Origin of the sequence: Peribacillus sp. FSL H8-0477, from assembly GCF_038002765.1 — a bacterium.
Lineage (GTDB): Bacteria > Bacillota > Bacilli > Bacillales > DSM-1321 > Peribacillus.
Window position 1 is genome coordinate 999435 of record NZ_JBBODE010000001.1, and the last position, 24738, is coordinate 1024172.

The 24738-nt window shown below is 40.8% G+C and carries 27 protein-coding genes; 8 read left to right on the top strand and 19 right to left on the bottom strand.

Features of this window, described 5'->3' with window-relative positions:
• Positions 1-8 precede the first annotated feature (8 nt).
• Complete coding sequence (locus tag MHI18_RS05170; protein ID WP_340846329.1) at positions 9-890, bottom strand: endonuclease/exonuclease/phosphatase family protein; 882 nt, start codon at positions 888-890, stop codon at positions 9-11.
• A 206-nt stretch (positions 891-1096) separates the two neighbouring features.
• On the opposite strand from MHI18_RS05170, the gene MHI18_RS05175 reads away from it, so the two are divergent.
• The gene (locus MHI18_RS05175; RefSeq protein ID WP_340846330.1) at positions 1097-2014 is read left to right on the top strand and encodes an aldo/keto reductase; all 918 of its coding nucleotides are present in this window, start codon (positions 1097-1099) and stop codon (positions 2012-2014) included.
• 157 nt (positions 2015-2171) lie between these two features.
• Here the strand turns inward: MHI18_RS05175 and MHI18_RS05180 are convergent, their stop codons facing one another.
• Positions 2172-2420, bottom strand: coding sequence for a YqkE family protein (locus MHI18_RS05180; protein WP_340846331.1), 249 nt, complete (start codon positions 2418-2420; stop codon positions 2172-2174).
• A 136-nt stretch (positions 2421-2556) separates the two neighbouring features.
• On the opposite strand from MHI18_RS05180, the gene MHI18_RS05185 reads away from it, so the two are divergent.
• On the top strand, positions 2557-3465 hold the full coding sequence (locus tag MHI18_RS05185; protein WP_340846332.1) for an alpha/beta hydrolase: 909 nt from the start codon (positions 2557-2559) through the stop codon (positions 3463-3465).
• Positions 3466-3505: 40 nt separating this feature from the next.
• On the opposite strand, the gene MHI18_RS05190 is transcribed toward MHI18_RS05185, so the two are convergent.
• The 3 genes from MHI18_RS05190 to MHI18_RS05200 form a co-directional block, all read right to left on the bottom strand.
• Positions 3506-3835, bottom strand: a complete 330-nt coding sequence (locus MHI18_RS05190) for an iron-sulfur cluster biosynthesis family protein (RefSeq protein WP_340846333.1) — start codon at positions 3833-3835, stop codon at positions 3506-3508.
• Positions 3836-3906: 71 nt separating this feature from the next.
• Positions 3907-4239 (bottom strand): YolD-like family protein, encoded by a 333-nt coding sequence (locus MHI18_RS05195; RefSeq protein WP_340846334.1) that lies wholly within the window; start codon positions 4237-4239, stop codon positions 3907-3909.
• A gap of 17 nt (positions 4240-4256) precedes the next feature.
• Positions 4257-5516, bottom strand: coding sequence for a Y-family DNA polymerase (locus tag MHI18_RS05200; RefSeq protein ID WP_340846335.1), 1260 nt, complete (start codon positions 5514-5516; stop codon positions 4257-4259).
• A 368-nt stretch (positions 5517-5884) separates the two neighbouring features.
• On the opposite strand from MHI18_RS05200, the gene MHI18_RS05205 reads away from it, so the two are divergent.
• Positions 5885-6541, top strand: a complete 657-nt coding sequence (locus MHI18_RS05205; protein ID WP_340846336.1) for a C40 family peptidase — start codon at positions 5885-5887, stop codon at positions 6539-6541.
• A gap of 42 nt (positions 6542-6583) precedes the next feature.
• Here the strand turns inward: MHI18_RS05205 and MHI18_RS05210 are convergent, their stop codons facing one another.
• The 5 genes from MHI18_RS05210 to MHI18_RS05230 form a co-directional block, all read right to left on the bottom strand.
• Positions 6584-7882 (bottom strand): DUF4179 domain-containing protein, encoded by a 1299-nt coding sequence (locus MHI18_RS05210; RefSeq protein ID WP_340846337.1) that lies wholly within the window; start codon positions 7880-7882, stop codon positions 6584-6586.
• The gene (locus MHI18_RS05215) at positions 7875-8390 is read right to left on the bottom strand and encodes a sigma-70 family RNA polymerase sigma factor (RefSeq protein WP_340846338.1); all 516 of its coding nucleotides are present in this window, start codon (positions 8388-8390) and stop codon (positions 7875-7877) included. Before MHI18_RS05215 ends, MHI18_RS05210 begins: the two co-directional genes overlap by 8 nt.
• 95 nt (positions 8391-8485) lie before the next feature.
• Positions 8486-9019: a hypothetical protein gene (locus MHI18_RS05220; RefSeq protein ID WP_340846339.1), complete on the bottom strand. Its 534-nt coding sequence runs from the start codon at positions 9017-9019 to the stop codon at positions 8486-8488.
• Positions 9020-9131: 112 nt separating this feature from the next.
• Positions 9132-9926 carry an SDR family NAD(P)-dependent oxidoreductase gene (locus tag MHI18_RS05225; RefSeq protein WP_340846340.1) on the bottom strand — a complete coding sequence of 265 codons (795 nt, stop codon included), beginning with the start codon at positions 9924-9926 and terminating at the stop codon, positions 9132-9134.
• Between the two features lie 20 nt (positions 9927-9946).
• Positions 9947-10909, bottom strand: coding sequence for an MBL fold metallo-hydrolase (locus tag MHI18_RS05230; RefSeq protein ID WP_340846341.1), 963 nt, complete (start codon positions 10907-10909; stop codon positions 9947-9949).
• Positions 10910-11261: 352 nt separating this feature from the next.
• Here MHI18_RS05230 and proC point away from each other — a divergent pair, with 352 nt between their 5' ends.
• Together proC and namA are read left to right on the top strand one after the other, a co-directional pair.
• Positions 11262-12116, top strand: a complete 855-nt coding sequence (gene proC, locus MHI18_RS05235) for a pyrroline-5-carboxylate reductase (RefSeq protein WP_340846342.1) — start codon at positions 11262-11264, stop codon at positions 12114-12116.
• A 73-nt stretch (positions 12117-12189) separates the two neighbouring features.
• Positions 12190-13206, top strand: coding sequence for an NADPH dehydrogenase NamA (gene namA, locus MHI18_RS05240; RefSeq protein WP_340846343.1), 1017 nt, complete (start codon positions 12190-12192; stop codon positions 13204-13206).
• Between the two features lie 66 nt (positions 13207-13272).
• Here the strand turns inward: namA and MHI18_RS05245 are convergent, their stop codons facing one another.
• Complete coding sequence (locus MHI18_RS05245; protein WP_340846344.1) at positions 13273-14127, bottom strand: manganese catalase family protein; 855 nt, start codon at positions 14125-14127, stop codon at positions 13273-13275.
• A gap of 188 nt (positions 14128-14315) precedes the next feature.
• Between MHI18_RS05245 and MHI18_RS05250 the strand changes: the two genes are divergently transcribed.
• Complete coding sequence (locus MHI18_RS05250) at positions 14316-14834, top strand: MerR family transcriptional regulator (protein ID WP_340846345.1); 519 nt, start codon at positions 14316-14318, stop codon at positions 14832-14834.
• A 6-nt stretch (positions 14835-14840) separates the two neighbouring features.
• Here the strand turns inward: MHI18_RS05250 and MHI18_RS05255 are convergent, their stop codons facing one another.
• From MHI18_RS05255 to rnz, 5 genes are all read right to left on the bottom strand, one after another.
• The gene (locus MHI18_RS05255) at positions 14841-15635 is read right to left on the bottom strand and encodes an ABC transporter ATP-binding protein (RefSeq protein ID WP_340846346.1); all 795 of its coding nucleotides are present in this window, start codon (positions 15633-15635) and stop codon (positions 14841-14843) included.
• Positions 15610-16641 (bottom strand): ABC transporter permease, encoded by a 1032-nt coding sequence (locus MHI18_RS05260; RefSeq protein WP_340847579.1) that lies wholly within the window; start codon positions 16639-16641, stop codon positions 15610-15612. The genes MHI18_RS05255 and MHI18_RS05260 overlap by 26 nt, the downstream gene beginning before the upstream one ends.
• An 88-nt stretch (positions 16642-16729) precedes the next feature.
• Positions 16730-17722: an ABC transporter substrate-binding protein gene (locus tag MHI18_RS05265; protein ID WP_340846347.1), complete on the bottom strand. Its 993-nt coding sequence runs from the start codon at positions 17720-17722 to the stop codon at positions 16730-16732.
• A 153-nt stretch (positions 17723-17875) separates the two neighbouring features.
• Positions 17876-18691, bottom strand: coding sequence for a phytoene/squalene synthase family protein (locus tag MHI18_RS05270; RefSeq protein WP_340846348.1), 816 nt, complete (start codon positions 18689-18691; stop codon positions 17876-17878).
• 80 nt (positions 18692-18771) lie between these two features.
• On the bottom strand, positions 18772-19695 hold the full coding sequence (gene rnz / locus MHI18_RS05275; protein ID WP_340846349.1) for a ribonuclease Z: 924 nt from the start codon (positions 19693-19695) through the stop codon (positions 18772-18774).
• A gap of 211 nt (positions 19696-19906) precedes the next feature.
• On the opposite strand from rnz, the gene zwf reads away from it, so the two are divergent.
• Positions 19907-21406, top strand: a complete 1500-nt coding sequence (zwf, locus tag MHI18_RS05280; protein WP_340846350.1) for a glucose-6-phosphate dehydrogenase — start codon at positions 19907-19909, stop codon at positions 21404-21406.
• Between the two features lie 39 nt (positions 21407-21445).
• On the opposite strand, the gene MHI18_RS05285 is transcribed toward zwf, so the two are convergent.
• Complete coding sequence (locus MHI18_RS05285; RefSeq protein WP_340846351.1) at positions 21446-21622, bottom strand: hypothetical protein; 177 nt, start codon at positions 21620-21622, stop codon at positions 21446-21448.
• 1212 nt (positions 21623-22834) lie between these two features.
• Between MHI18_RS05285 and MHI18_RS05290 the strand changes: the two genes are divergently transcribed.
• Entirely contained in the window at positions 22835-23008 is a 174-nt protein-coding gene (locus MHI18_RS05290; RefSeq protein WP_340847580.1) for an asparagine synthase, read from the top strand.
• 32 nt (positions 23009-23040) lie between these two features.
• Here MHI18_RS05290 and MHI18_RS05295 read toward each other — a convergent pair whose 3' ends face one another.
• Both MHI18_RS05295 and gndA read right to left on the bottom strand, forming a co-directional pair.
• Positions 23041-23193, bottom strand: coding sequence for a hypothetical protein (locus MHI18_RS05295; RefSeq protein ID WP_340846352.1), 153 nt, complete (start codon positions 23191-23193; stop codon positions 23041-23043).
• 77 nt (positions 23194-23270) lie between these two features.
• Positions 23271-24683 carry an NADP-dependent phosphogluconate dehydrogenase gene (gene gndA, locus MHI18_RS05300; protein ID WP_340846353.1) on the bottom strand — a complete coding sequence of 471 codons (1413 nt, stop codon included), beginning with the start codon at positions 24681-24683 and terminating at the stop codon, positions 23271-23273.
• Positions 24684-24738 lie beyond the last annotated feature (55 nt).

Sequence of the window (24738 nt, forward strand, 5' to 3'; positions counted from 1 at the left end):
TCTACTAATTATATCATCCAAAATAAGTAAAAAACGGTTCCTTGGTAGGAAACCGTTTTAACTTTACTCAATTCAATTGTTGTAATGATTGGCAAGTGATCAGAGGCTTCTGTGAATAATACTCGTTGATTCGCAATGTTTATAAAATCACTGGTGAAAATATAGTCAATTTGCTTAATCGGGTTTGGGACTGGAAACGTATAGGGGTCATCTATTCCAGAAAAACTATCGATAAATTTAGATCCAGTTAAAAGCTTCTGGATTTCAGCCGTTTCGGGTGTTGTATTAAAATCTCCCATTAAAACAGATGGTCCTTCAAATTTATTGCTCTCTGTGATAATCTCTTCAATCTGGGTGGTTCTGCTCGCTTCATCCAAGCCTAAATGTGTATTGTAGATTTGAACATGATATCCTTTTACATTGACTGTCGCATGCAGCAGTCCGCGCTGTTCACCTACACTAGTGAGAAATGTATTCGTTGATTTAATAATTGGGTATTTACTTATAATAGCTGTCCCATATTCTCTTCGCTTTGTATCCCCAATATTCGGATCCAAATTTAAATTCGCTCCATATACATAGTGATTGTAGCCCAGTAATTTCGCGATTTTTTTTGTTTGGTCCTCAAAGTTACTCCGAGCACCATAATGTTTATCAACTTCCTGTAAACCGATGATTTCTGCCCCATTCTCTTTGATTACATTGGCTATTCGCCCTAAATCAAGCTGACTATCTGTGCCTACCCCATGATGAATATTATAAGACATAATATTTACTGGGATCGTCTCTTTTCCCTTTACTGAAGGATTTGTTTCTGCACCTGCAGGTGGTACAAGCGGTGTGAAGGTAAATAAAAGGCTGAATACGATTAACATGAATAATTTTTTCATTTCTAATCTCCTTTCCCCTAATTATTTTTATCTTATCTATCTTCTCCATTCCTATCAATACACTATTATTGATAGATTGTTCTATATTTTTCTGAATATACACAAAATTCATGATTCATCTTCTTTATATACGGCAAATTCTTTGAGTGTATCGCTAAACTCCTTTACAATGAACGTATAGATACATATTAAAGGAGTGAGTGTTTGTGAAAAAACGTCAGTTAGGAAATTCAAGTCTCCAAGTATCAGAAATTGGACTCGGCTGTATGTCACTTGGTAAGGATGCTGCACACGCGGAAACGATTATCTCTGCTGCTCTCGAAGAAGGCATCAACTATTTTGACACGGCCGATCTTTATGACTTTGGTGTCAATGAAAAAATCGTAGGTCAGGCTTTGAAACACGTTCGAGACGAAGTGATCATTGCCACGAAGGTCGGAAATCGCTGGAATGAAGCGAAGGATAACGTGAAGTGGGATGCCTCAGCTGCTTACATCAAAAGCGCAGTTAAGGACAGCTTAAGCCGGCTCGGAACGGATTATATCGATTTTTACCAGCTTCATGGCGGAATGATTGAAGATAATATAGAAGAAAGTATATCAGCTTTTGAGGAATTAAAAAAAGAAGGCTTGATTCGCTATTACGGAATCTCTTCCATTCGTCCCAATGTGATCAAGAAATATGCAGCTGACTCAGCTATTCAAGCAGTCATGATGCAGTATAGTCTCCTTGATCGCCGGCCAGAGGAATGGCAGCACCTGCTTGAAGAGAACCAAATCAGCCTTATTGCCAGAGGCCCAGTTGCTAAAGGTCTTCTCAGCAAAAAAATGTTGACGAAAGCATCCAACAACGTCAAAGAAAAGGGCTATCTTGATTACAGCTATGAAGAATTGGCTGCCTTGCTTCCTACTATTCAAGAAACGCTGCCGCGGCCGCTTACGGAAACCGCCCTGCAATATGTACTTGCCCATCCATCGGTCGCAACTGTAGTTGCTGGAGCCAGCTCCGTTGAACAGCTTCGCGAAAACTGCCAAGCTGTCCGCAGCCTTCCACTCACGGAGGAAGAACTTGCTGCTCTTAAAAAGCTAACGAAGGAAAGCGTCTATACCGCACACAGGGAATAATAATACCTGCCCTAAGGCTGTCGAGAAACCTCGACAGCCTTATTTAAACAGTAACTTTCAACACGATCTTTCCCTTCCGCCTTCATAGGTCCACCGTTATACATATACTACCCCCAAACAAAAAAATTGCAGAGAAAAATTCTCTACAATCTTAGGATTATTTATATTTTTTCCAGTCTAAATTACTCTCTCCAAGCAGCTCTTCAAACGATTTGTTTTTCTCGCGCAATCTACGCTCTTCTCGTTTTTTTTCTTCTTCAGCTTCTTTTTTTACTTGTTCTGCCTGCGATAGTTCTTTTTGTGTTTCACGAAGTTTTGCTAGGATATCTGAATTAATCATATCACCGAGTTTTGGAGACGTGTCTTCCTGTTTTTTTTGCGGTATCCGTTGTTGTTTTTTCTTCATATTTCGCCCCTCCTTGCCTTCTATTCTTTTATTATATCATGGCAGCAGTAAGACGATTCACCACTTTTTCTCGATTTGGAGTTTCGATTCTCAAATGGTAGGATAAGGTAAAATAACTTTTTTCAGGAGGATCATCATGAAGAAATGGTGGATAGCAGCTGCTGGCCTTACGGCTGCTTATACAGTCGGTATTGGTGTTTATTTTTCAAATCAAATTATGTACATGAAGAAAAAGGAAGATGACTTTATTAAAAACCGTGAAATCACGGCAAAGAGACTTGATCTTGCTGCTTTTACAAGGTTGCCGCAAACAGAGCACCTTATCTTTTCTCCAGCAGGCTATACGGTTAAAGCCATTTTTGTCGAACCCTATCAACATAATAAATGGGTCATTATTTGCCATGGAGTGACTGAAAACAAAACCAATTCCATTAAATATATGAACCTTTTTCTAAAATTAGGATTCAATGCGGTCATTTATGACCATCGCCGTCATGGAGAGTCAGGCGGAAAGACTAGCTCCTATGGTCATTATGAGAAAGATGATCTTAAAGCGGTTATTGATGAACTGAAGAAACAAAAAGGAGATCATCTTATCCTTGGCATACATGGAGAATCAATGGGTGCCGTCAGCATGCTGCTTTACGCAGGAATGATTGAAGACAGCGCCGATTTTTACATTGCCGACTGTCCGTTCTCAGATTTCGAAGAATTGTTGACCTATCAGCTTCAAGAAAAAATCCCGTTTCCACACAGGACCGTTCTTCCTATCGGCCGATTCTTTATCCGGCTGCGTGACAGCTACTGGACAAGTGAAGTCTCACCGCAACAGCATATCCAAAAGATAAAAAAACCAGTTCTCTTTATTCACAGCGAACCGGATACCTTTATTCCACCATCCATGACAAAAGAATTGTACGAGCTAAAGCTAGGACCTAAGCAGCTCTACCTCGCTCCCCGTGGAGCACATGCCCAGTCCTATATTGAAAACACGGAGGAATACGAAAAAGTTGTTTCGCAATTTATTGATCAGTATGTATTGTAATATAGCGCCGTGCCTAATTCTTGGCCGGCGCTCTTTGACATTATTTCGTACGATTCATAAAGCTTAACCGCGGATTCAACATTTGATTAGGACTTTTAAGCTGAAAGCTGTTAACTGCTGGTACGAAATCAATTTTCAACTCGTCATCCATAAATATCATCTTTGATTTTTCTACATACACCGGCATGAGATTCGTTGAGATTTCTATGTCTTCCTTTTCATCAAGTTCATCCATGAGCCATAAGGCTGTTACTCCGTTCATTACACATCCGTTACCTTCTGTATCATATTTCAATAGAAGATAACCTTCTCTATCGGCAATCTTCTCTGTTATCTTTTCAATAGCTGATTCTGTCCATTCAATTTTCATATGCATACCTCCTGTAATTTCTTAAGTATAAAGGAAGTATTCCTCACTGTTAACTTTTCAGCCTGCTCCAGCTAATCTGTAAACCGAATATCAACCATCCTGTTGAGGGCAATGTAGTGAGGCTGCTCAAAACAGTCGATGACATGCAGTTTTTGCTGTGTTTCATTATAGTAGTGGATAGTGCCAATCAGCAGCTGATAACGCCGCTGCTCATAATACGTAATCGTCACGGTCTTTCCCGTTTCCATTGCTTCTCCCATTGTCATATTCATTTCTTCGAGCTGTTGTTCGTCAAGCAGCCGTTCACTTTCATAGGAGTCTTCATGCGCCCATTCCCGGAGCATTGTAACGTGTTCTGGCAGCATCATTGCTGTCCATTTCATTCGTCCACGATCTTTCAGCATGGTGTATCCTCCTCCTTTTATGCCTTATGTCCGCCGAGCAGTTTACTTCGGTATACAGCCGTTCCTGCATCTGTATATGACACAGCCCGCAGTAACGCTTTTGAGCCGTATTTCGAGCGAATTCGGTCAACCGTATAGCCCAGCTCTCGTTTTTTCCAGCGCGATTTATCGAATAAACTAAGTTGCATTTCATTATCATCAACGATACTAGAAAGCGTAACTGCAATACTCCGTACCGTTTTACCACAGTAATTTTCTTTAAACAGCTGCAGGCAGACCCTATATAAGTCCATGGTGATATTTGTCGGGTCATCAATGGATCTCGAGCGCTGAAAACCGCCGCCGAATTCATCTTGACTATACCCAATCCCAAGACTAATCGTTCGCCCGGCTTTTGAGTGTGTACGTGCTCGTCTCGCCACTTCCTCGCATATTTCCAGAATCACCTGTTTGATTTCCCTCTCTTCCTTATAATCCCGCAGTAAAATTTGACTCTTGCCAAAACTAACCTGCCCTTCCATAATCGGTGCTCCTATTTCCGAGAGATCAATTCCCCAAGCATGGTAATACAGTTGATTTCCCATGACGCCGAATTTTTTTTCAAGCATTTCCAGACTGTAGTGTGCAAGCTGTTTGACCGTAAAGATTCCCATTCCGTTTAGGGTTTTCTGGAGCCTGCCGCCAATCCCCCACATTTTATTAAGGGGCGAAACAGGCCAAAGCTTTGACGGTACATCCTCGTACGTCCATTCGGCAATCCCTGTATGCTTAGCATCCAAATCTAGACATAGCTTTGCCAATAACATATTTGGTCCAATGCCGATTGCACAGGAAAGTTGAAATTCCCGTTCAATTTCATCTTTAATCTTCGCAGCAATCGTACGAGCATCTCCCCATAGCGAAGTGGCTCCGTCAACTCGAATAAAGCTTTCATCTACACTGTAGACATGAATGGCTTCCATTGGAACATACCGGTGAAACAAGCGGGTAATTTCGGTTGATATCCGCATATAGGTCGCCATTTTAGGCTCTTCTACCAGAATCCGCGGATCATTGGGAATCTCAAACATCCGTGAACCCGTCTTAATTCCAAAATCCTTTTTCAACCTTGGGGAAGCAGCCAGCACCACACTGCCCGTACGCTGCTTATCTCCTACAATCGCCAAATGACAATCCAAGGGATCAATCCCGAGCATGACAGCCGTACAACTTGCATAAAAGCTTTTCATATCAATGCACATAATCGACTGCTTTGGCATCTTTTCATAATCCACCATTTTTTCCACCTCAACAAGAATATACGTTCGCCTTTTTATTCTATCCTTATCTTAAGCGAATATGCGTTCGTATTCAATAGAAATTTTATAACAATCTTCAACATTTTACGGATACCTTCTTAAATAATATTATTTAGGAAAAATTTTCTTTACCTTCCAGCAATATTTTAAAATCAAGTAGTTTTGACGGATACACAAGAAAAAAATCTGGTTATAAGCCCATAATATCTAAAATACAGGAACTTATTACCTTGGTCCTTTTACCTATTATTTGTAATGAAAATGTAACCAATTTATCCATTAAAATATTGTAATATAGTAAAGTCATAGTTAAATAGAAATAGAGATCTCGAGGGGGACAATACAACATGAAAAAATGGATAGCTTCAGCTGCCATTGCTTCCGCTTTAATGCTTACACCAATTCATGCTTTTGCAAATATCGGAGATAAAACACTTAAACCGGCTACAACAAGCAACGATAATCGCCAGCTTCAAGAGCTGTTGAAAATAAAAGGTTACTTTACATACAGTGGTTCATTCACAACCTATTATGGCAGCTACACAACATCCGCCGTGAAGAAATTCCAAAAAGCAAAAGGACTTACTGCAGATGGAATTGCAGGTCCAGCAACTTTTAAAGCACTTGGCGTATACAACGTTAACAATACAACCCTAATTAAAAATGCGAAATCACTACTTGGTACTCCATATAAATGGGGCGGTACAACGACATCAGGATTTGATTGCTCTGGGCTGATCTATTATGTGTACAAGAAACAAGGAATTACACTGCCACGTACATCAGCATCGCTTTATAAAAACACAGGATTAAAGGTATCCTCTCCATCAAAAGGCGACCTAGTCTTCTTTGATACTTCTTCCAATAAAACCGGCGTCAATCATGTTGGTATTTTTATTGGAAACGGAGAATTTATCAGTGCCGCTTCATCAAAAGGAGTCAGCATTGCAAAAATGAACAATTCATATTGGAAAGCAGCCTATAAAGGCGCAAAAACACTATAAGTTCAACCAAAAGGCTGCCGATAATCATCGGCAGCCTTTCTTTTATTTAATTTTTAATTTTACATTTTTCTTAATAACCATCGGGTAATCAGAAATTTCTAAAATAATCGGCCCTGGCACAAGCTTTTCACGTTCATATCTGATTGACACCTCATGTACATCTGCCCCTTCCTCAGAATAGGTACTTGTCGAGCCGCCATAGATATCTTCACCCTTAGCATTTCGAATTCTTGAAGTAAGCTCGTAGCGAAGTTCACTGTCCATGTTCACTTTATAAATGACCTCAGACTTAGTCAACTTCACATCATACATCGCATGATCGGGTGGTCCCTGAAGCAGAACCCCTGTTTTTGGATCAATTTTAATCAGCAGCTGATCTTTGTCTAGCGCGCGGATTGAACTGAAAGTAAGATATAAATGATCCGGATTTTGAAAGTAATTGCTCTCAAGATAAAAAGTCCTCTTATCATTCTCTCCATGTGCGGTTATTCCGTTTTTAATTCCACTCCAGACTTCACCCTGTTCATTAACAATCCTCAGATCTTCAAAAGTAAACACCTTCTTCGTATTATCAGGATCAAATTCAACTTCAATCTCGGTACGGAGAGGATAGGTGGTTATGTTCTTAAATGTAATGTTTTGTCCACCCACTTCTATCGTTTTATTAACCGGATAGCTTTTCTTCTGTTTTTCGTAAGCAACCGGATCGAGCTTTAAAGGAAACATTAAGGCATGTTTTTCAGGCTTCAGAGTCAATAATAGTTTTAACTCTTTTTCGCGCTGAGGTTCATCAAAATAAAAAGTGACTTCCGAATCACCTTTACCATCCTCTAAATTAATGGTGGAAAATCCTGAAGATACTTCAAGGTCGTTTCCGTCCATTGTTTGGAGTGAGGGAATGATCTGGAGGTCTTCTTTTCTTGGTGTACCCTCAAAAGAATAAAAAACCTTCATTTGCTGCTTATCAACAATTATCGAATCAACTGTAATTTTAAGTCCATCATATTCATCTGTAACCCCAATTTCTTGGATATAATTATGGTTAACCGCATCCATCAATCCTTTATCAGTGGAGATTCGTTCGATAATTTTATCCATTCCAGGCAGGATAGATACGTAACTGGCAACCGCAGGCGAAACCCGAATAGCTGTTAAAAGTGACAGAATGAGGATGGCTGCCATCGAGATAGAAATAAGCCAAGGCTTCCACTTAGGATGTGCAGGCTGCTTTGCTTTCATCACTCCCCTTTGAATTGCAGCATCGAGGCGCTCGACAGGGATGTCCAGTTCATCATAATCTTCTTTCATCGTACGTAATCTCTCTTCTTCTTTTTCATACATTTGATGCATCCCCCTTTGCTTCAAGCTTGCTTTTTAGTATCTTCAATGCTTTATACAGGCGGGTTTTAACCGTTCCTTCTGGACACTGCCAAAGCTCAGCAATTTCCGTAATTTTCAACTCATGAAAATACTTTAATTCAAGAAGTTCGCGCTGCTTTGTCTCCATCTCTTTCATCGCCTGCTCAATTTCAATACTTTTATGATTCTGATAAACAGCTGCCTGTTCCATTTTTTCTATATCAACGATCATCCGTTTTTTGCTCTTTTGAACGTCCATACAGTAATTCAGTAGAATTCGGATCAGCCACGTGGAAAAGAAATCTGGATTTTTTATTTTTTTCAATGCACGATAGGCCCGAAAGGTAACTTCTTGAAGCGCTTCTACCGCATCATCTTCATTTCGTAAATACGAATAAGCCATTTTATATAATTGGATTTTATGACGATCCATCAGTTCGGTAAATGCTGCATCATCCCCTTCGACTGCACGCATAACCAAGTCTTTCATAAAACTTCCCCCTTTTTCTCTCTATACACATTAGACATCGGCAGGAGAGAAAAGTTTTAAAGAACAGAAAAAAACTTCCTATACGAGGAAGTTTTTTAATGCTGATCTAGTATTTCCTTTGTCTCACCGTCAACCATAACCGTGAACGATTCATCAAGATTAGAACGCTTCATCAATTCAATATCATAGATATCTTCTTCTGGAATATGAGTCAGCTTCAATACCATAAACTGCTGACTTTCACTTTTTTTCACATAGTCGATGGCAGAGGTAACCGCTTCCCTTTCCCGCAGACTCGATTCGTCTGTCAGCACAAGTACAAGCTTTGCTTGTCCCTTGTTGGGAAATGCTTTATTCAATTCCCCGGTATACCATGTCTTCACCTTCATGCCAATTTGCACGTCAGTCCAATCCAAAATTTCGCCATTCAAGTCCTTTATTTGCGCTTGATCGGTAATTTTGTAATAGGTGCTGTTAATTAATAACGTATTTGCTTCTGGATCTATGTTGGTGATAAACCCGTCTTCGCCCTTACCAATCGCTTCCGCACTTTGTTCAGATGTAAAGGGCTGGCAGCCAGAAAGTAGAAGTAAGCAAATTGATACCAAAAGAAGTATTCCTCGTTTCACTTTCGTCCCCCTCTCTTGTTTTGAACCTGGATATCACCTTATTACCAATATATCACATTTTTCAAAAGAGAGGGACAAACAAAACATTAAGTTCTTACCAAAACAGTTACCGTTACTTTTTAAAAAACGCGCCTTTTCCCAGCGTCTCAGCCGTTCTAGGAAAGAGATTATAAAATTTACTGGCAGCATTCATATATCCTGGTAGATTGATTTCACGTTTAGAAGTAAGCATTGCCGCAACAATTTTTTCTGCTACATCCCCAGGCTTAAGCATAAATTTAGCTATATTTTTTACATACGAACCCGTCTCATCCGCAATCTCAAAGAAATTCGTTTCAATAGGACCTGGGTTAACGGTCGTAACATGAATATTCGTCTCCATCATTTCCATACGCAGTGCATTTGAATAGCCAAGTACAGCAAATTTTGTTGCCGAATACAAAGAAGATTTAGGCGTCGCCATTTTTCCTGCTTGAGACGCTATGTTAATGATATGTCCTTGATTTCTTTGCAGCATGGGTGGAAGAACCATTTTCGTACAGGCCATTAAACCAATGACATTTACATTAAACATCGTTTCCGCTTCGTGGATTTCCGTATCAACCGCCTGTTTAAACATGCCAAATCCTGCATTATTGACGAGTACATCCACTTTGCCTGCATCTTGAAGGATTTTTGTAAAAACCACTTCAATATCTTTTGGGATACCTACATCAAGTTTGTACGCATAAAAATCCTGCTGTTTATATTGAATACTCAGTTCTTGCTTTAGCTGTTCTAGTTTTTCCAAACTTCTAGCAAGCAAGACTACCTTGGCCCCTCTTGCTGCCGCACGACGAGCAACTTCCATTCCAATTCCACCGGAGGCCCCAGTGATTACTACACATTTATCTTGTAAATTCCCCATTTATACACCTCATCATTTCATTAGCGAACTGAATAATATATGACGCCTGAATGAGTCTCATGTTTAATTTCACCTAAGTCTTCTAAATAATCCAATTGAGCAACACTTTCAGATAGAGTCAGGCCAAACTGCTTTTTATAGACCTTTGGAAATAACTGCATACAAACTTGAAGTCCTGTTAAAGGTGATTTTGTCAGCATTTCTTTTACTTGCATAGCCCGGCCATGCTGACGATTTAACTGTGATTGAATCACTTCAGGAATCTGAGTAATTTCAGCACCATGCCCTGAGTAAACAAGGGACACTGGAATATTCAGCAGTTTCTTCAAGGCTTCATTATATTGCAGCAGAGGCTTTGGACGGTCCGCCCCCGGTTCAAGAGCAGGTTCTAATATTGGATTGGGTGAAATCTTGGCTAATAGATGATCTCCGCCAATTAATACGCCATCCTTTTCACGAAAAAGAGAAATATGACTTTGCGCATGTCCTAGTGTTTCAATGACTCTCCATTCTGGCAGACCTGGCACCTCATCACCTTCCCGAACGCATGCACTTAACCCTCTTGTAGTAATCACTGAGCCAGGTCCGCGGTAATCAATTAATTTAGAATAATACTCCTCTGGTACGCCAAGTTCTCCCGCTAGTTGAGTGAAAAATCGGGTTAATTGTCCGACAAAGGTTTCCGACATATCCAGCCAGCGTTGATTCGTTGGATGACCATAAATTTGGCACTGATCACTAACAAACTCTAACCCTCCTGCATGGTCAGGATGATGATGGGTTAACACAACCTGTTCAATATCACTTAATTGTAAACCGAGAGTGTTCAGCTCCTGTTCAAGGGCTTCCCTTGACTGATCCGTTCTGACTCCTGAATCAATCATAGTCAAGGCCTCTCCTTTTATTACATAAACATTTACATCACCCACTGCAAAAGAAGTTGGTAATGTGATTTTCGCTATATTTCCTTGCCAACTAGTCATAGCCTATCTCCTTAAACATTATGGTTAAATTCTATGTACAAACAAACGATATAAACTACTTTAATTATTTCGTGCATTCATCATTAATTTTACCTCTGACAAGAAGAATTGTCATTATTTTCGCATAGTTTACTACTAGGATTACCTTTTAAAAAGAGACTCATTGGTATTGACAGAGATGCTGACTATCGTCGATAATCACAGTAACTAAAAAGATACGGCTGCCAAAACCACATTCGTTTTATGTATCGTAAGGTAACAAAGATGTCCCGTGGAAGGTCTTTCTTCCTCTTTTGGATGAGAGGCCTTTTTTCTATATTACAAAAACACAAGTATAAGGAAGTGAATAATCATGAGCAAAACGGCTTTTATCGGAGCAGGCTCAATGGCTGAGGCAATTTTTTCAGGAATGATTTCAAGAGGCGGAGTGGATCCATCCACAATTTATACGAGTAATCGAACAAATACAACTCGACTTGATGAGCTTCAAGAACAATACGGTGTGACTGGATGTCAATCACTTGAGAAGCTCTTAACAGGTGCTGACATTGTCGTCCTTGCCGTCAAGCCTAAGGACGTGCTTACAGTCTTGTCCGCAGCAAGGCCATACATAACAGAAGAAATGATGGTTATATCCGTAGCCGCAGGAGTTGATATAGCCAGTCTTGAGGGAATAATCTCTAAAAAGGTATCGATAATTCGAGCCATGCCGAATACATCTGCAGCTGTTGGTAAATCTGCAACAGCCATTGCTGCCAATAAACAAACGAAAGAAAAAAACTTAGCTGAAGCGATTGCTTTATTTAATGCGATTGGTACAGTCTCCCTTGTAGATGAATCCCAATTAGATGCCGTGACCGGTCTTTCCGGGAGCGGTCCAGCCTACATTTATTATTTAGTGGAGGCAATGGAGAAATCAGCAGGTGCGATTGGCCTTGATACTGATACCGCTAAGCAGCTGATTATCCAGACTCTAATTGGTGCTGCAGAAATGGTGAATCAATCATCAAAAACAGCTTATCAACTTCGAAAAGAAGTGACTTCACCGGGAGGTACAACAGAAGCGGGGCTAAAGGTCCTCGCAGCACACCAAGTCCAAGAAGCGTTTGTGAATTGTATCCAAGAGGCTGCCATGCAATCCAAAAGGATGGGCAGACAAATCAGCGAGGAAATAGAAGAATCCCTCCTTAAAAAGGAATCGTTATAAGCAGATTCTTGGTTGAATTTCTGTCTAGTTGCTATACTACTAACATCTTAAACAGTTAAGGGGATGGATAAGTATGGCAACAAAACTTTTTACTTCATATACTCTGAAAGACGTAACCTTAAAAAATCGTATTGTAATGTCTCCTATGTGCATGTATTCGAGTCACGAGAAAGATGGGAAAGTTCAAAACTTTCATAAGACACACTATACAAGCAGAGCCGTTGGTGGAGCAGGGTTATTGATTGTCGAAGCAACTGCCGTAACCCCGCAAGGACGAATCTCAGACCGTGATCTTGGAATCTGGGATGATGAGCACATTACAGGGTTACATGAGCTTGTCTCACTGATGAAAGAGGAAGGCGCTAAGACCGGCATTCAGTTGGCTCATGCCGGCAGAAAAGCTGTGGTTGACGGCGAGATTCTAGCACCGTCTCCAATTGCTTTTGACGAAACATATAAACAACCAAAAGAAATGAGCGTTGAAGACATAAAAGAAACCGTTGAAGCTTTTCGTCAGGGTGCCATTCGAGCTAAACAGGCCGGATTCGATATCATCGAACTTCATGGCGCACACGGATACCTGCTGAATGAATTTCTTTCGCCGATTACTAATAAACGTACCGACGAATATGGTGGATCGGCTGAAAACCGCTACCGTTTTCTCAAAGAAACCATTACAGCGGTTAAAGAAGTCTGGGAAGGACCCTTATTCGTACGAATCTCTGCCAATGATTATTTAGACGGCGGCATGGACCCAGAACAATATATTGAAATGACCCGTTGGATGAAACAAGATGGTGTGGATTTGATTGATGTCAGCTCCGGGGCCGTAGCTCCCGCTCGGATTAAAGCTTTCCCTGGGTACCAAGTTCCATTTAGCGATACTATTAAGCATGGTGCTGACATTCCTACTGGCGCCGTTGGCTTAATACTTTCTCCGGCCCAAGCAGATGAAATTATCCAAAACGATCGTGCAGATCTTATCTTGCTTGGCCGCGAATTACTTCGTGATCCTTATTGGCCTAGAACTGCAGCAAAAGAACTGAATTATGAAATCACGCCTCCTAAGCAATATGAACGTGGCTGGTAAGACCCGTGATGTCTGCAGGGTTTTTTTCAAAAAAGCGAGTGTCCTTTTAAGGACACCCGCTTTTTATTATGAATTCAGATCACTTAAGCCCGGACTATGTTCATTTGGCATTTCTGGCATATCAGGAACAGCAAATCCATTTGGCGGCGGGGTTACGGATAGGTCCCCTCCATTTCTACTAGGAGTTACCCCTTGGAAAACCTGGCCTATCATCGTATCATCTAATCGGAAATTAAACTGTGCATTATGATACCCGAGATCCACATACTTACGGCATTCAGGGTATTTATTTAAATCATAATTGGGAATAGGAAATAGTTTTCCCCATTCAACGCCTAGTGTTTCCAGCGCTTTCGCGAACGCATTTTGATGGGCATTATCTCGAACCATTAAAAAAGCTAATGTTTCACGGAAGGTTTTGTTCGAGCTCATCTCATAAATTCTTGATTTCTGCAGGACACCAGTTGATTCCAGAACCACATTATTGAGTAAATCAGCCGCTAAGTTTCCGTGACTGTACACCCACGATCCATTCCACGGATTTCCTCCAGCATCAACAGGCAGAGAACTCTGTGCAGCCATAATGTAGTGATGTGGATTGGCACTCTTCGTTGCAACTTCAAGAGGGGCTCCATTGGTTCCTCCATTCCCAACAGCATCCTCCCCAGACTCATTTAAAAGCTGATTAATCGTTGTTTGAACCAACTCTACATGGCTGATTTCTTCAAGGAAAACCCCACGGATTAAATCACGATATTGTTTTTTATTCCCACGAAAGTTCGCACTTTGAAAAGAATACTGCATCATCGTTCGCATTTCACCGAATTGACCGCCCAATGTTTCTTGGAGTACTTTAGCAGCTCCAGGATCAGGTTTGTCAGGAACAATCATATTGATTAAGTCTTCTTTATAAAAATACAAATTTCATTCCTCCTTGACTTTTGATTAGCATTTCACCCCTTTAGTATTATCCCTATTTTACTTTTTATCCTATAAGTTTCCATTTACAGAGGAAAACCACTTAATTTGTAGAAATGAAACTAGTTTTGTCAGCTGAGAAGGACATTAAAAGAAAACGAAGAATCCTTCTTCCTAAGGAGGGGACTAAGATGAATACAAACACAGTTGCAAAGGAGCTGGGTATTTCGCAGAGTACGGTCCAACGATGGGTAACCGGGGGGAATATACTAGTTGAACGAAATCAGCATGGACATTATGTCTTTTCAGAAGCTAACCTTGAAGCCCTTCGGCAAATAAAGAAGGAATTGAATAACAGCAGTGCCTCCCAGGAACAACGTGAAAAAAAAGTGAGGAAGGGTACCCTTCCAGCACAGCGTTCTGAAGAAATTCAAGCTGTCGTCACTGAAATAGAAAGAAAGCTTGATGAGAAGGCCGACAGTGTTGTATCTTATCAACTTCTCCAGCACCGAAGTGATATGGAAGAGCTGCAAGACTTAATTAAAAAGCTTGAAAAACGGATTCAAAAGCTTGAAAACAGTGAAATTGAAAACAGAAAAAGTGAAAGTCTAACCACTTTCAATGAAAACTTGCCTAAAAATAAGAAAGGACGAATCTTCCAATCAATGTTTGGGTTTAATAAGAAGGAACAAAAAAATCCCTCATGCTGAGGGATTTTAAATGAGAACAGCGCGGTCATTATTCATCTTTTCACCTTTAATGCGTTGAAATTCCTGAAGAAGCTTATCGACAGTCAGCTGTTTTTTATTGACCCCGCCTGCTTCAAATATAATTTCCCCTTTGTCCATCATAATTAAAGAATCTCCAAGATCGAGAGCCTGCTGCATATTATGAGTGACCATCAAAGTCGTAAGCTGGTATTGTCCAACGATTTTCTTCGTTAACTGGGTAATCAGCTCTGCTCTGGAGGGATCAAGTGCTGCTGTATGTTCATCAAGCAGCAGAATCTTAGGTTCAGTAAACGTGGCCATTAACAGGGATAATGCCTGCCGCTCCCCTCCTGACAGCATCCCTACCTTTGCGTTCATTCGGTCTTCAAGTCCGAGGTGCAGGGATTCGAGCCTTTCTTTGAAGAATCCTTTTCTCTTTTTCGTCACCCCAAAGCCAAAACCACGAGTATTGTTCCTTCCGAAAGCAATTGCTAGATTTTCTTCTATTGTCATATTAGGGGCTGTACCCGCCATTGGATCTTGGAATACCCGCCCAATCATTCTTGACCGAACATGTTCGGGTACTTGTGACACATTCTGCCCATCAATCTCTACTTCACCAGCATCAGGAAGTAACTTGCCGGCAACCATATTCATCAATGTCGATTTCCCGGCCCCATTGCTGCCGATGACCGTTAAAAACTCTCCCTTTTTTAATTCAAGCTGAAGATTTTGCAAAGCCAGTTTCTCATCCGGGGTTCCTTCATTAAATACCTTATAAAGTTGGTTTAATCGAAGCATCCGCTTCACTCTCCCTTTCAGAGGTAGTTAAATGAATCAATTGTAATTCTTTTAATCGTTTTCTCTTACGTCCTTTTTCTTTCCGATGGGCACGAAACTGCGGCACAATAAGAGCCAGGATAACGATAATCGCTGTAATTAGTTTAACATCACCCGTTTGAAGAAACTTAACCTGCAGAGCTAGTGTCACTACAAGACGGTAGACGACCGCTCCCCCTATAACAGCTAGCGTTGCCCGGCTAATCGTACTCGAACCGAACAGAGCTTCACCAATAATAACGGAAGCGAGTCCAATCACAATAATGCCAATTCCCATTCCTATATCACTAAAACCATTATATTGAGCGACAAGTGCTCCTGATAGCGCCACCAGTGCGTTTCCGATTGCTAACCCAAGTACCTTCATATTTTTTGTATTGGCTGAAAAACTCGTTACCATTGCTTCGTTATCACCAGTCGCCCGAAGTGCAAGGCCCACCTCTGTTTTTAAGAAATTCGACATAATTATTTTAATGAGGACAGCCAGAAGAAACATAATGATCAAAATCGACCATGTTTTTGGTAAGCTGTCACCCAATCCAATAAAGGTCAGCCCCTTATTCAGCGCTTCGTCTACCTTCGTTTTTGACCACATTTCTTGAATAGATGTCATTAAGGTAGCCTCAGACAGCAGGGGAATATTGGATTTTCCCATAATCCGTAAATTAATGGAGTAAAGCGCAATCATCATCAGGATGCCTGATAAAAGAGGATTAATATTCCCTCTCGTATGCAGCAGCCCTGTAATCGTACCTGCGGCAAATCCTGCTAACAAAGCTGCTGCTGTAGCTATGAGCGGTGAATATCCATTGATAATCATGATCGCGGATAATGATGCTCCAGTAACAAAGCTGCCATCCACTGTTAAGTCCGGAAAGTCGAGTATACGAAACGTCAAATAAACGCCAAGAGCCATAATCGCATAGATCATTCCGGATTCAACTGAACTAAATAATGCAGGGAACATCGTAGTCATCCTTTCTCTTACAAAGCACAAACCTTTCAGGAATACTAGACAGTATTTAGAAGGGTTTGTACTCTCGTTATGAAGTCATTTATTTTACAAGCTCTGCTTCTGATTTCCATTCTTCTTTGATTTCTATTCCCATTTCTTTTGCGGCTGTTTCATTAATAACCAATTTTAGTTTTTGTGGATATTGAACAGCCAGTTCTGAAGGTTTCTTGCCATCCTTCAGAATTTCGGCTGCCTTTTCTCCAGCTTCATAGCCAATATCATAGTAACTGAAGCCGAAAGCTGCAAACCCGCCGCGTCCGACAGAATCTAATTCACCTACGAAGAGTGGAATGTCTTTGTCATTAGCAACCATAACTACCGATTCAAGAGCAGAGACAACTGTATTATCCGTGATAATATAAAAGGCATCTACTTTGCCAATCAGTGACTCTGTTGCTTGTTTAACTTCTGCTGAAGTAGATACAGAGGCTTCGACAATTTCAACCCCCGCCTTTTTAGCTTCTTCCTTTAAGGCATCGACCTGAACAACGGAATTTTGTTCACCCGCGTTGTAAATGGTCCCGATTTTCTTTGCACTAAGTTCATCCGCAAGGAAGGCAATAGATTTAGGAATCGCTTCTGGATGATAGTCTGTTGTTCCTGTCACGTTACCACCGGGAGCTTCCATTGATTGAACCAATTTGGTTACAACAGGATCTGTTACAGAAGTAAACACAATCGGAATATCCTTCGTCGCATTTAATGCACTTAACGCACTAGGAGTCGAATTTGCAAAAATTAAATCTACTTTATCATTCACAAAATTTGTCGCGATTGTCTGGCTGTTATTTGGATCACCTTGCGCGTTCTGTTCATCGAACTCTGCATCTATCTTTTGATCCTCTAACGCTTTTTTAAATCCTTTAAAAGCTTCATCCAGTGAAGCATGCTGGACAATCTGAGTGACGCCGATTGTCACCTTTTCTTGTTTTTCCCCCGACGAATCATCTTTTTCAGCTGTGTCAGTGCACCCCGAAAGAAAAACACCGGCCAATATGAGTGATGCACCTGTTTTCAACCAGTTCTTTTTCATCTTTTATCCCCCTACATCCTTTTTATTATGTATAAAATTATAGTCATATTGGACAAACATTTACAATCTATTTTTTGTTTTTTTAAAATATTCTAACTATTAAAACAAAAAAACGACTCTCATTTAAGAGAGCCGGATTTTATTATTTCCTTATTACTTATTAATAGCGTTATCCACGATTTCATTTACCTCAGTCCGGTTAATTTTTTCCCGTCCTTCAAGTAAAGCCTTTAACGTTCCATGGGCAAGGGCTAACGGAATATTACAGAAATTTCGAACCACCTGAGACTTAATTTCTGTTAAATAGGTATCAGCTAAGCCTAAATTCTTCTGGGTATAAGCAAGCATTTCCTCAAATCCCCAGCCTTGCGGATAAAAGTTAACCCCGCGTTCAGAATCTTCCCCTTTGTTGCGAAGAATATTAACTGCCTGCAGCCCGCGTCCAAATGCTATAGCCAGCTCTTTATCCGCTTCGGTTTCGTCATACCATTTCCAGATATCTGTAAGCATCACACCTACAAGTCCTGCCACATAATAGGTGTACTCATCAAGATCCTCAACACTAGTAATTTCCCAGTTTTTCTCCGTCCATTTAGCCATCCCACCTGCCATAATCGCTGTTGATTCAAGAACCTTTTCGGAAATCGAATCAGGACAGAGACTAATCCAGTCATGCAGCAGGAGAGTCACTTCTGGAAGTAACGAGTGGTACGGCTCAAATAACGCCTCAATGGATTCTTTTGAAACGTCTTCCTGGAGCAGCTTGCTTAATTCAGTCAATAGCTTGATTTTCAGCTCAGAAGGAAGTTCCGGATGATCTTCAATCTCATCTATAGCTCTCATACAAAGGTAAGCAGCCCCCACTGTATCTTGCAGTTCACCTGGAAGGTGACTGATTGGGATAAAGAATGTCCTGCTCGTCTTCAATAAAAAATCAATCGCCTTAGTATGTAGTGTATCCTTGCTCATATTAATAGCTCCTTTTAATAGCATTTCGATCTATGATTATAGTATAGCCTTTTTAACTATTCAGCTCTAGTTCTTTCCCTTTAATTTAAGGGGATTTTCACTGACAATAGGTCTTCAGCAATCATTGTTTCAGGAAAAACAGCAGCGGCTTCATTTTGCAGCTGGATGATATCGTCTGCTAGATAGCGTGAACTAATATGCGTCAAGATTAACTGTTTCACTCCAGCGCGACTAGCAGTTTCAGCTGCCTGGACAGTAGTGGAATGATAATAATCATGTGCAATCTTCACATCTTTTTCAGAAAAAGTCGCTTCATGTACGAGGTAATCCGCATTTTCAGCTAAGATATCTACTGCCTCACATGGTCTCGTGTCACCTAAAATGGTAATCACTCTTCCCTTTTGCGGTTCTCCCAGATAATTCTTCCCACTCAGAATTCTCCCATCCTCAAGCTGTACATCCTCGCCATTTTTCAAGCGCTTGAATAACGGGCCGGGCTTTATTCCTTCTGATCGTAATTTATCAACAAGCAGCACACCTGGACGGTCCTTTTCGACGATTCGATATCCAAGACAAAATATACCATGATCAAGCGGCATAGCAGTCACGATAAACGTTTCATCTTCAAACACAACCCCTTCTGTAACCTCTACAAATTGCAAAGGATACAAAACTCGGGTTCCACTAACCCTTAGGCTTGTTAACACAAATTCTTCAATGCCTGTTGGTCCATATATGATTAATTCCTCTGTCCCGCCTTGAAACGAACGGCTGCTTAAAAGTCCTGGCAGACCGAAGATATGATCGCCGTGCAAATGAGTAATGAAAATCTTTTCAATTCGTCTCGGTTTCACTGGAGTCCTTAATATCTGATGTTGAGTAGCCTCTCCACAATCAAATAACCAAACAGCACCCCGTTCTTCAAGCAGTTCTAGGGCAATGGCAGATACATTTCTTGCTTTAGCCGGTATTCCTGCACCTGTTCCTAAAAAAACAAAATCCACAATACACCCTCCGATTAAACAATTATTCTTACCGTTAAATATATCATAAACCACCAGGAACATAAATTAGCAGCATTAAGGGAAAAATAAAGGCCAGCCTCTATAAAATTAAGAAGTCTAGGTCCAATTGATTGCGTTAAAGCAAAACAATCATTAAAATGATGTAGTTGATAGTACACATGTATTTTATAGAAAAGAGAGGTTTTTTATTGTGACAACAGCGAATAAACCGACTGCATTAATCGTCATCTTCGGTGCTACTGGTGATTTAGCGAAGCGGAAATTATTTCCTTCCATCTATCGGTTGTTCCAAAAAGAGAAAATGGGTAACTTTGCTGTCGTTGGTGTAGCAAGAAGACCATTAACCGAAGAAGAGTTCCAAGCAAATGTGAAAGATTCAGTAACAACATTCGCAGGAGCTACAGAAAACATCGATGAGTTTGCTTCCCATTTCTATTATCATTCTCATGATGTAACCAATGAAGCATCCTACATAAAACTTCGGGAAATGGCAGAAAGTCTAGATGAGCAGTATAAATTATCAGGTAATCGTATTTTTTACCTAGCGATGGCTCCTGAATTTTTCGGAACAATTGCTGAGCAATTAAAAGCCCAAAACTTGACCGAAACAAAGGGTTATAAACGTCTGGTTATCGAAAAACCATTTGGCACAAGCTTCGAATCGGCTCAAATATTAAACGCTAAAATCCGGACTGCCTTTTCAGAAGATGAAATTTATCGAATCGACCATTATCTTGGTAAAGAAATGGTCCAAAATATAGAAGTTATTCGCTTCTCCAATGCTTTATTTGAACCGCTTTGGAACAGCCGTTACATTTCTAACATCCAAGTCACATCTAGTGAGGTTCTTGGCGTGGAAGAACGGGGCCGTTACTACGAAACCAGCGGTGCACTGCGTGATATGGTGCAAAACCATTTAATGCAAATGGTTGCGCTTCTTGCAATGGAACCGCCAATCCGCTTAGAAACTGAAGAGATCCGGAGTGAAAAAGTACGTGCTCTTCGTTCGCTTCGCCCGCTCAAAGAAGATGAGGTTGGCCAATACTTTGTCCGTGGACAGTACGACGAAGGTGTCGTGGATGGAGAAACATTACCTGCCTATCGTAATGAACATATGGTAGATCCTCATTCAAACACGGAAACATTTGTAGCTGGTAAGCTGATGATTGACAATTTCCGTTGGGCTGGCGTTCCTTTTTACATCCGTACAGGAAAAAGAATGGAAGCTAAATCAACAAGAATTGTTGTTCAATTTAAAGATATTCCTATGAATTTGTATTACAAGCCTAATGAAACGTTAAACCCGAATCTGCTTGTCATTCACATTCAGCCAGAGGAAGGAATCACACTTCACCTTAACGCGAAAAAATCCGGTAAAAACATTGAAACACAGCCTGTTCAATTGGCATACTCCAGCAGTAAAGTCGACCGCATCAACACTCCAGAAGCATATGAAAAGCTTCTGTTTGACAGTATGCGCGGCGATGCAACTAACTTCACTCATTGGGATGAAGTAGCCCTATCTTGGAAATTTGTCGATACGATTTCTGAAGTATGGGAAAACACAAAAGAAACAAGCTTCCCGAATTATCCAGCCGGCAGCACCGGTCCAAAAAGTGCTGATCAACTTCTAGAAGAAGACGGAAACTTCTGGTGGCATATTGATAAATTTGAACCTAAAGATTGTTAATACTCAAAAGCAGACACCCGCGGGTGTCTGCTTTTTATTTTAGGAGACATCCCTTTTTTGAAGTTTCCCCTTAAAAAAACCATGTTTTTCTTTACTTCTTACTTTCTTCTCCTCCGTTACGTTCTTTACTGATCCAAAATTCAACCAAAAGGAAATACTCGTTTCAATTAAAATCATTAGTAGGAAGAAAACAGCTGCCAGCCATACAACCTGCATGAATCAACCTCTCCTTTTATTACCGACTCTCAAGAAAAGTATATGCACTAAACAATTTGCCATGAAGAAAAATGATGATACTCTTCTACCCGTAGGAACTGTCGCTTAAACCCTGCTCAATCTTACTCCGATTTATTCTCCCCATTCGCGCCATCATTCTGCCCCAACCCCAGCTGATTCTCCCCTACTGTTTTTTGCTTGAATTGGCTGAGCTCTTTTTCCATCTTCATTCAGCCTGACTAGTCTAAGCAGGTCATATCCACTCTTTCTGAAGCACCCCGATGAGCTTGTGATACTCTTGAACTTTAGTCATTCGGCCCAAAGTGGGAAACATTAGGCCCATTCAGCAATTTATTCTGCCCAAACTCGAGATCTTCGCCCCATGCGGCAATACATTCGGCCCTACCCTTTTTAGATACTCTTTCTGGAAGACCCCCGATCCACAGAAAACGTCTCTATAGACAAATTCCTTTTCTGGGCTCTTAAAAATGAGTATCTTTCTCTTTTTCTGTCTCATTAAGCAGGTTTTCTTAGAATTCCCTCTTTCACAAGCACCCGGATGGGCTTTAGATTCATTTGAACTTTGATCATTCGGCCCAAAGTGGGAAACATTAGGCCCTTTCAGCAATTTATTCGGCCCAAACTCGAGATCATTCGGCCCATTCGGCAATACATTCGGCCCTACACCTTTTTAAATACTCTTTCTGGAAAACCCCGCTTCTCAGAAAACGCCTCTATAGATAAATACCTTCTCTGGGCTCTTAAAAATGAGTATCTTTCTCTTTTTCTGTCTCATCAAGCAGGTTTTCTTAGAATTCCCTCTTTCTTAAGCACCCGGATGGGCTTTAGATTCCCTTGAACATAGTCATTCGGCCCAAACTGGGAAACATTCGGCCCATTCAGTAATTTATTCGTCCCAAACTGGAGATCATTCGGCCCTTTTTGCAAAACATTCGTCCCTACACCTTTTTAGATACTCTTTCTGGAAGACCCCGCTTCTCAGAAAAGCTTCCCGAACTACAACTGATTCTTCCCTACTGTTTTTTTGCTTGAATTGGCTCTTTTATCATCTTCGTTCGATTCTGGTTTGGTACCGCCTTCCTTAATTAGAAAATGCAGCTAGGGTTATTTCACTGTGCAAAGGTCAAACTAACAGGGATGCATGAATACGCATCACATCAAGTACAAATACCAACTGGGAGGGAACTAACGATGGATATTCGTGAAGGCGCAATTCCTGCTGCACTTGGAACAGCTGTTACCGCGGCTGGTTATGCAATGAAACAAACGCGGGGTTCAAATAAGATGATCGCAAATACCATCTTTGGCTTCGGCCTGGCACATGTCGTACTCGGTGTAATTGACTTAGTCGAGCACCGCCATTAATAAGTGAAAAACTAGGGGAGCCCTTGGCTCCTCTACAATAATCGATAAGCTCTTCGCTCAGCATATTCCGAACATGGCAGACAGACTTTCATCACTTTTCCTTGATCATTTGTATAGGTACGTAATGGTTTAATTTTCCTCTTACATATCCCGCATTTAGTCGTAAAAACATCGAATATTCCCATGGCTCCTCCTCATCTTATCGTTTTTATATTACATTCTGGTCAACAAAAAAACGCCACCGATTGGTGACGTTTATAAATTATTTTTCCATCCATTCTGTATGGAATGTTCCTTCTTTATCAACACGTTGGTACGTATGAGCACCAAAGTAATCACGTTGGGCCTGAATCAGGTTTGCGGGCAGCGTTTCTGTCCGGTAGCTGTCAAAGTAAGATAAGGCAGCAGATAATCCTGGAACAGGAATTCCGTTAAGTACAGCTGAAGAAACGACTTCTCTAAGCGCCCCTTGGTAGCCTTCCACAATATTCTGGAAGTACGGATCAAGAAGCAGGTTATTAAGATTCGCATCACGATCGAAAGCATCTTTAATCTTTTGTAAGAATTGTGCGCGGATAATACATCCACCCCGGAAGATCATGGCGATTTCACCATAACTTAAATTCCAATTGTACTCCTCTGAAGCTGCTTTCATTTGGGCAAATCCTTGAGCATATGAACAAATCTTACTCATGTAAAGAGCCTTCCGAACACTTTCGATATAGACGGCTTTGTCTCCGTCAAACGCAGAAATAGTTGGACCGCTTAACAGCTTGCTTGCTGCTGTACGTTCGTCTTTAAGACTAGAAATATAGCGGGCAAATACTGATTCTGTAATAATCGGAAGCGGTACACCAAGGTCAAGCGCGCTCTGACTTGTCCATTTACCAGTGCCTTTTTGTCCTGCTTTATCAAGAATGACATCTACCATCGGCTTACCAGTTTCTTCATCGTACTTCTTGAAGATATCTGCCGTAATTTCTATTAGATAGCTGTCTAATTCTCCTTTATTCCACTCTGCAAATACTTCATGCAATTCCTCGGCTGAAAGACCGACTACATGTTTCAAAAGGAAATAGACCTCAGAGATCAACTGCATATCTCCATATTCAATTCCGTTATGTACCATTTTTACATAATGGCCCGCACCATCGGGTCCGATATATGTACAGCACGCATCTCCGTCAACTTTGGCAGAAATGGCTTTTAAAATCGGTGCAACAAGTTCATATGCTTCTAGTTGACCGCCAGGCATGATAGAAGGACCCGTTAATGCACCCTCTTCTCCGCCTGATACACCCGTTCCAATGAAATGGATACCAAGCTTGCTTAACTCATCATTACGGCGCTGAGTATCTCTGAAGAAGGTATTCCCTCCATCGATCACAATATCGCCTTTATCTAGAAGCGGTTTTAACTGTTCGATGGTCGCATCAGTCGGTCCACCCGCCTTAACCATAAGTAAAATCTTACGTGGTTTTTCAAGGGAAGCAACAAAGTCTTCCATTGTGTAAGCAGGATAAACATTTTTTCCTTCTGCTTCTTTCATCATATCTTCCGTTTTTTCTTTCGAACGATTATAAACGGAAATAGAATATCCTCTGCTTTCAATATTAAAGGCTAAATTTTTACCCATTACTGCGAGTCCAATTACACCTATTTGCTGTTTAGTCAACGTCATCTACTCCATTCTTGGCTTGATTTATCTAGAAGAGTACTTTCCCCCTCTA

Coding starts and splice junctions, on each gene's coding strand:
- MHI18_RS05265 (WP_340846347.1), bottom strand. CDS start 17,722: ATGAAAAAGAACTGGTTGAAAACAGGTGCATCACTCATATTGGCCGGT.
- MHI18_RS05180 (WP_340846331.1), bottom strand. CDS start 2,420: ATGAAGAAAAAACAACAACGGATACCGCAAAAAAAACAGGAAGACACG.
- MHI18_RS05190 (WP_340846333.1), bottom strand. CDS start 3,835: ATGAAAATTGAATGGACAGAATCAGCTATTGAAAAGATAACAGAGAAG.
- MHI18_RS05250 (WP_340846345.1), top strand. CDS start 14,316: ATGAATACAAACACAGTTGCAAAGGAGCTGGGTATTTCGCAGAGTACG.
- MHI18_RS05185 (WP_340846332.1), top strand. CDS start 2,557: ATGAAGAAATGGTGGATAGCAGCTGCTGGCCTTACGGCTGCTTATACA.
- MHI18_RS05170 (WP_340846329.1), bottom strand. CDS start 890: ATGAAAAAATTATTCATGTTAATCGTATTCAGCCTTTTATTTACCTTC.
- MHI18_RS05285 (WP_340846351.1), bottom strand. CDS start 21,622: ATGCAGGTTGTATGGCTGGCAGCTGTTTTCTTCCTACTAATGATTTTA.
- MHI18_RS05225 (WP_340846340.1), bottom strand. CDS start 9,926: ATGGGGAATTTACAAGATAAATGTGTAGTAATCACTGGGGCCTCCGGT.
- MHI18_RS05215 (WP_340846338.1), bottom strand. CDS start 8,390: ATGAAAGACTTGGTTATGCGTGCAGTCGAAGGGGATGATGCAGCATTT.
- MHI18_RS05195 (WP_340846334.1), bottom strand. CDS start 4,239: ATGCTGAAAGATCGTGGACGAATGAAATGGACAGCAATGATGCTGCCA.
- namA (WP_340846343.1), top strand. CDS start 12,190: ATGGCAACAAAACTTTTTACTTCATATACTCTGAAAGACGTAACCTTA.
- proC (WP_340846342.1), top strand. CDS start 11,262: ATGAGCAAAACGGCTTTTATCGGAGCAGGCTCAATGGCTGAGGCAATT.
- MHI18_RS05205 (WP_340846336.1), top strand. CDS start 5,885: ATGAAAAAATGGATAGCTTCAGCTGCCATTGCTTCCGCTTTAATGCTT.
- MHI18_RS05230 (WP_340846341.1), bottom strand. CDS start 10,909: ATGACTAGTTGGCAAGGAAATATAGCGAAAATCACATTACCAACTTCT.
- MHI18_RS05255 (WP_340846346.1), bottom strand. CDS start 15,635: ATGCTTCGATTAAACCAACTTTATAAGGTATTTAATGAAGGAACCCCG.
- MHI18_RS05270 (WP_340846348.1), bottom strand. CDS start 18,691: ATGAGCAAGGATACACTACATACTAAGGCGATTGATTTTTTATTGAAG.
- MHI18_RS05210 (WP_340846337.1), bottom strand. CDS start 7,882: ATGTATGAAAAAGAAGAAGAGAGATTACGTACGATGAAAGAAGATTAT.
- MHI18_RS05290 (WP_340847580.1), top strand. CDS start 22,835: ATGGATATTCGTGAAGGCGCAATTCCTGCTGCACTTGGAACAGCTGTT.
- MHI18_RS05200 (WP_340846335.1), bottom strand. CDS start 5,516: ATGGTGGATTATGAAAAGATGCCAAAGCAGTCGATTATGTGCATTGAT.
- MHI18_RS05295 (WP_340846352.1), bottom strand. CDS start 23,193: ATGGGAATATTCGATGTTTTTACGACTAAATGCGGGATATGTAAGAGG.
- MHI18_RS05260 (WP_340847579.1), bottom strand. CDS start 16,641: ATGTTCCCTGCATTATTTAGTTCAGTTGAATCCGGAATGATCTATGCG.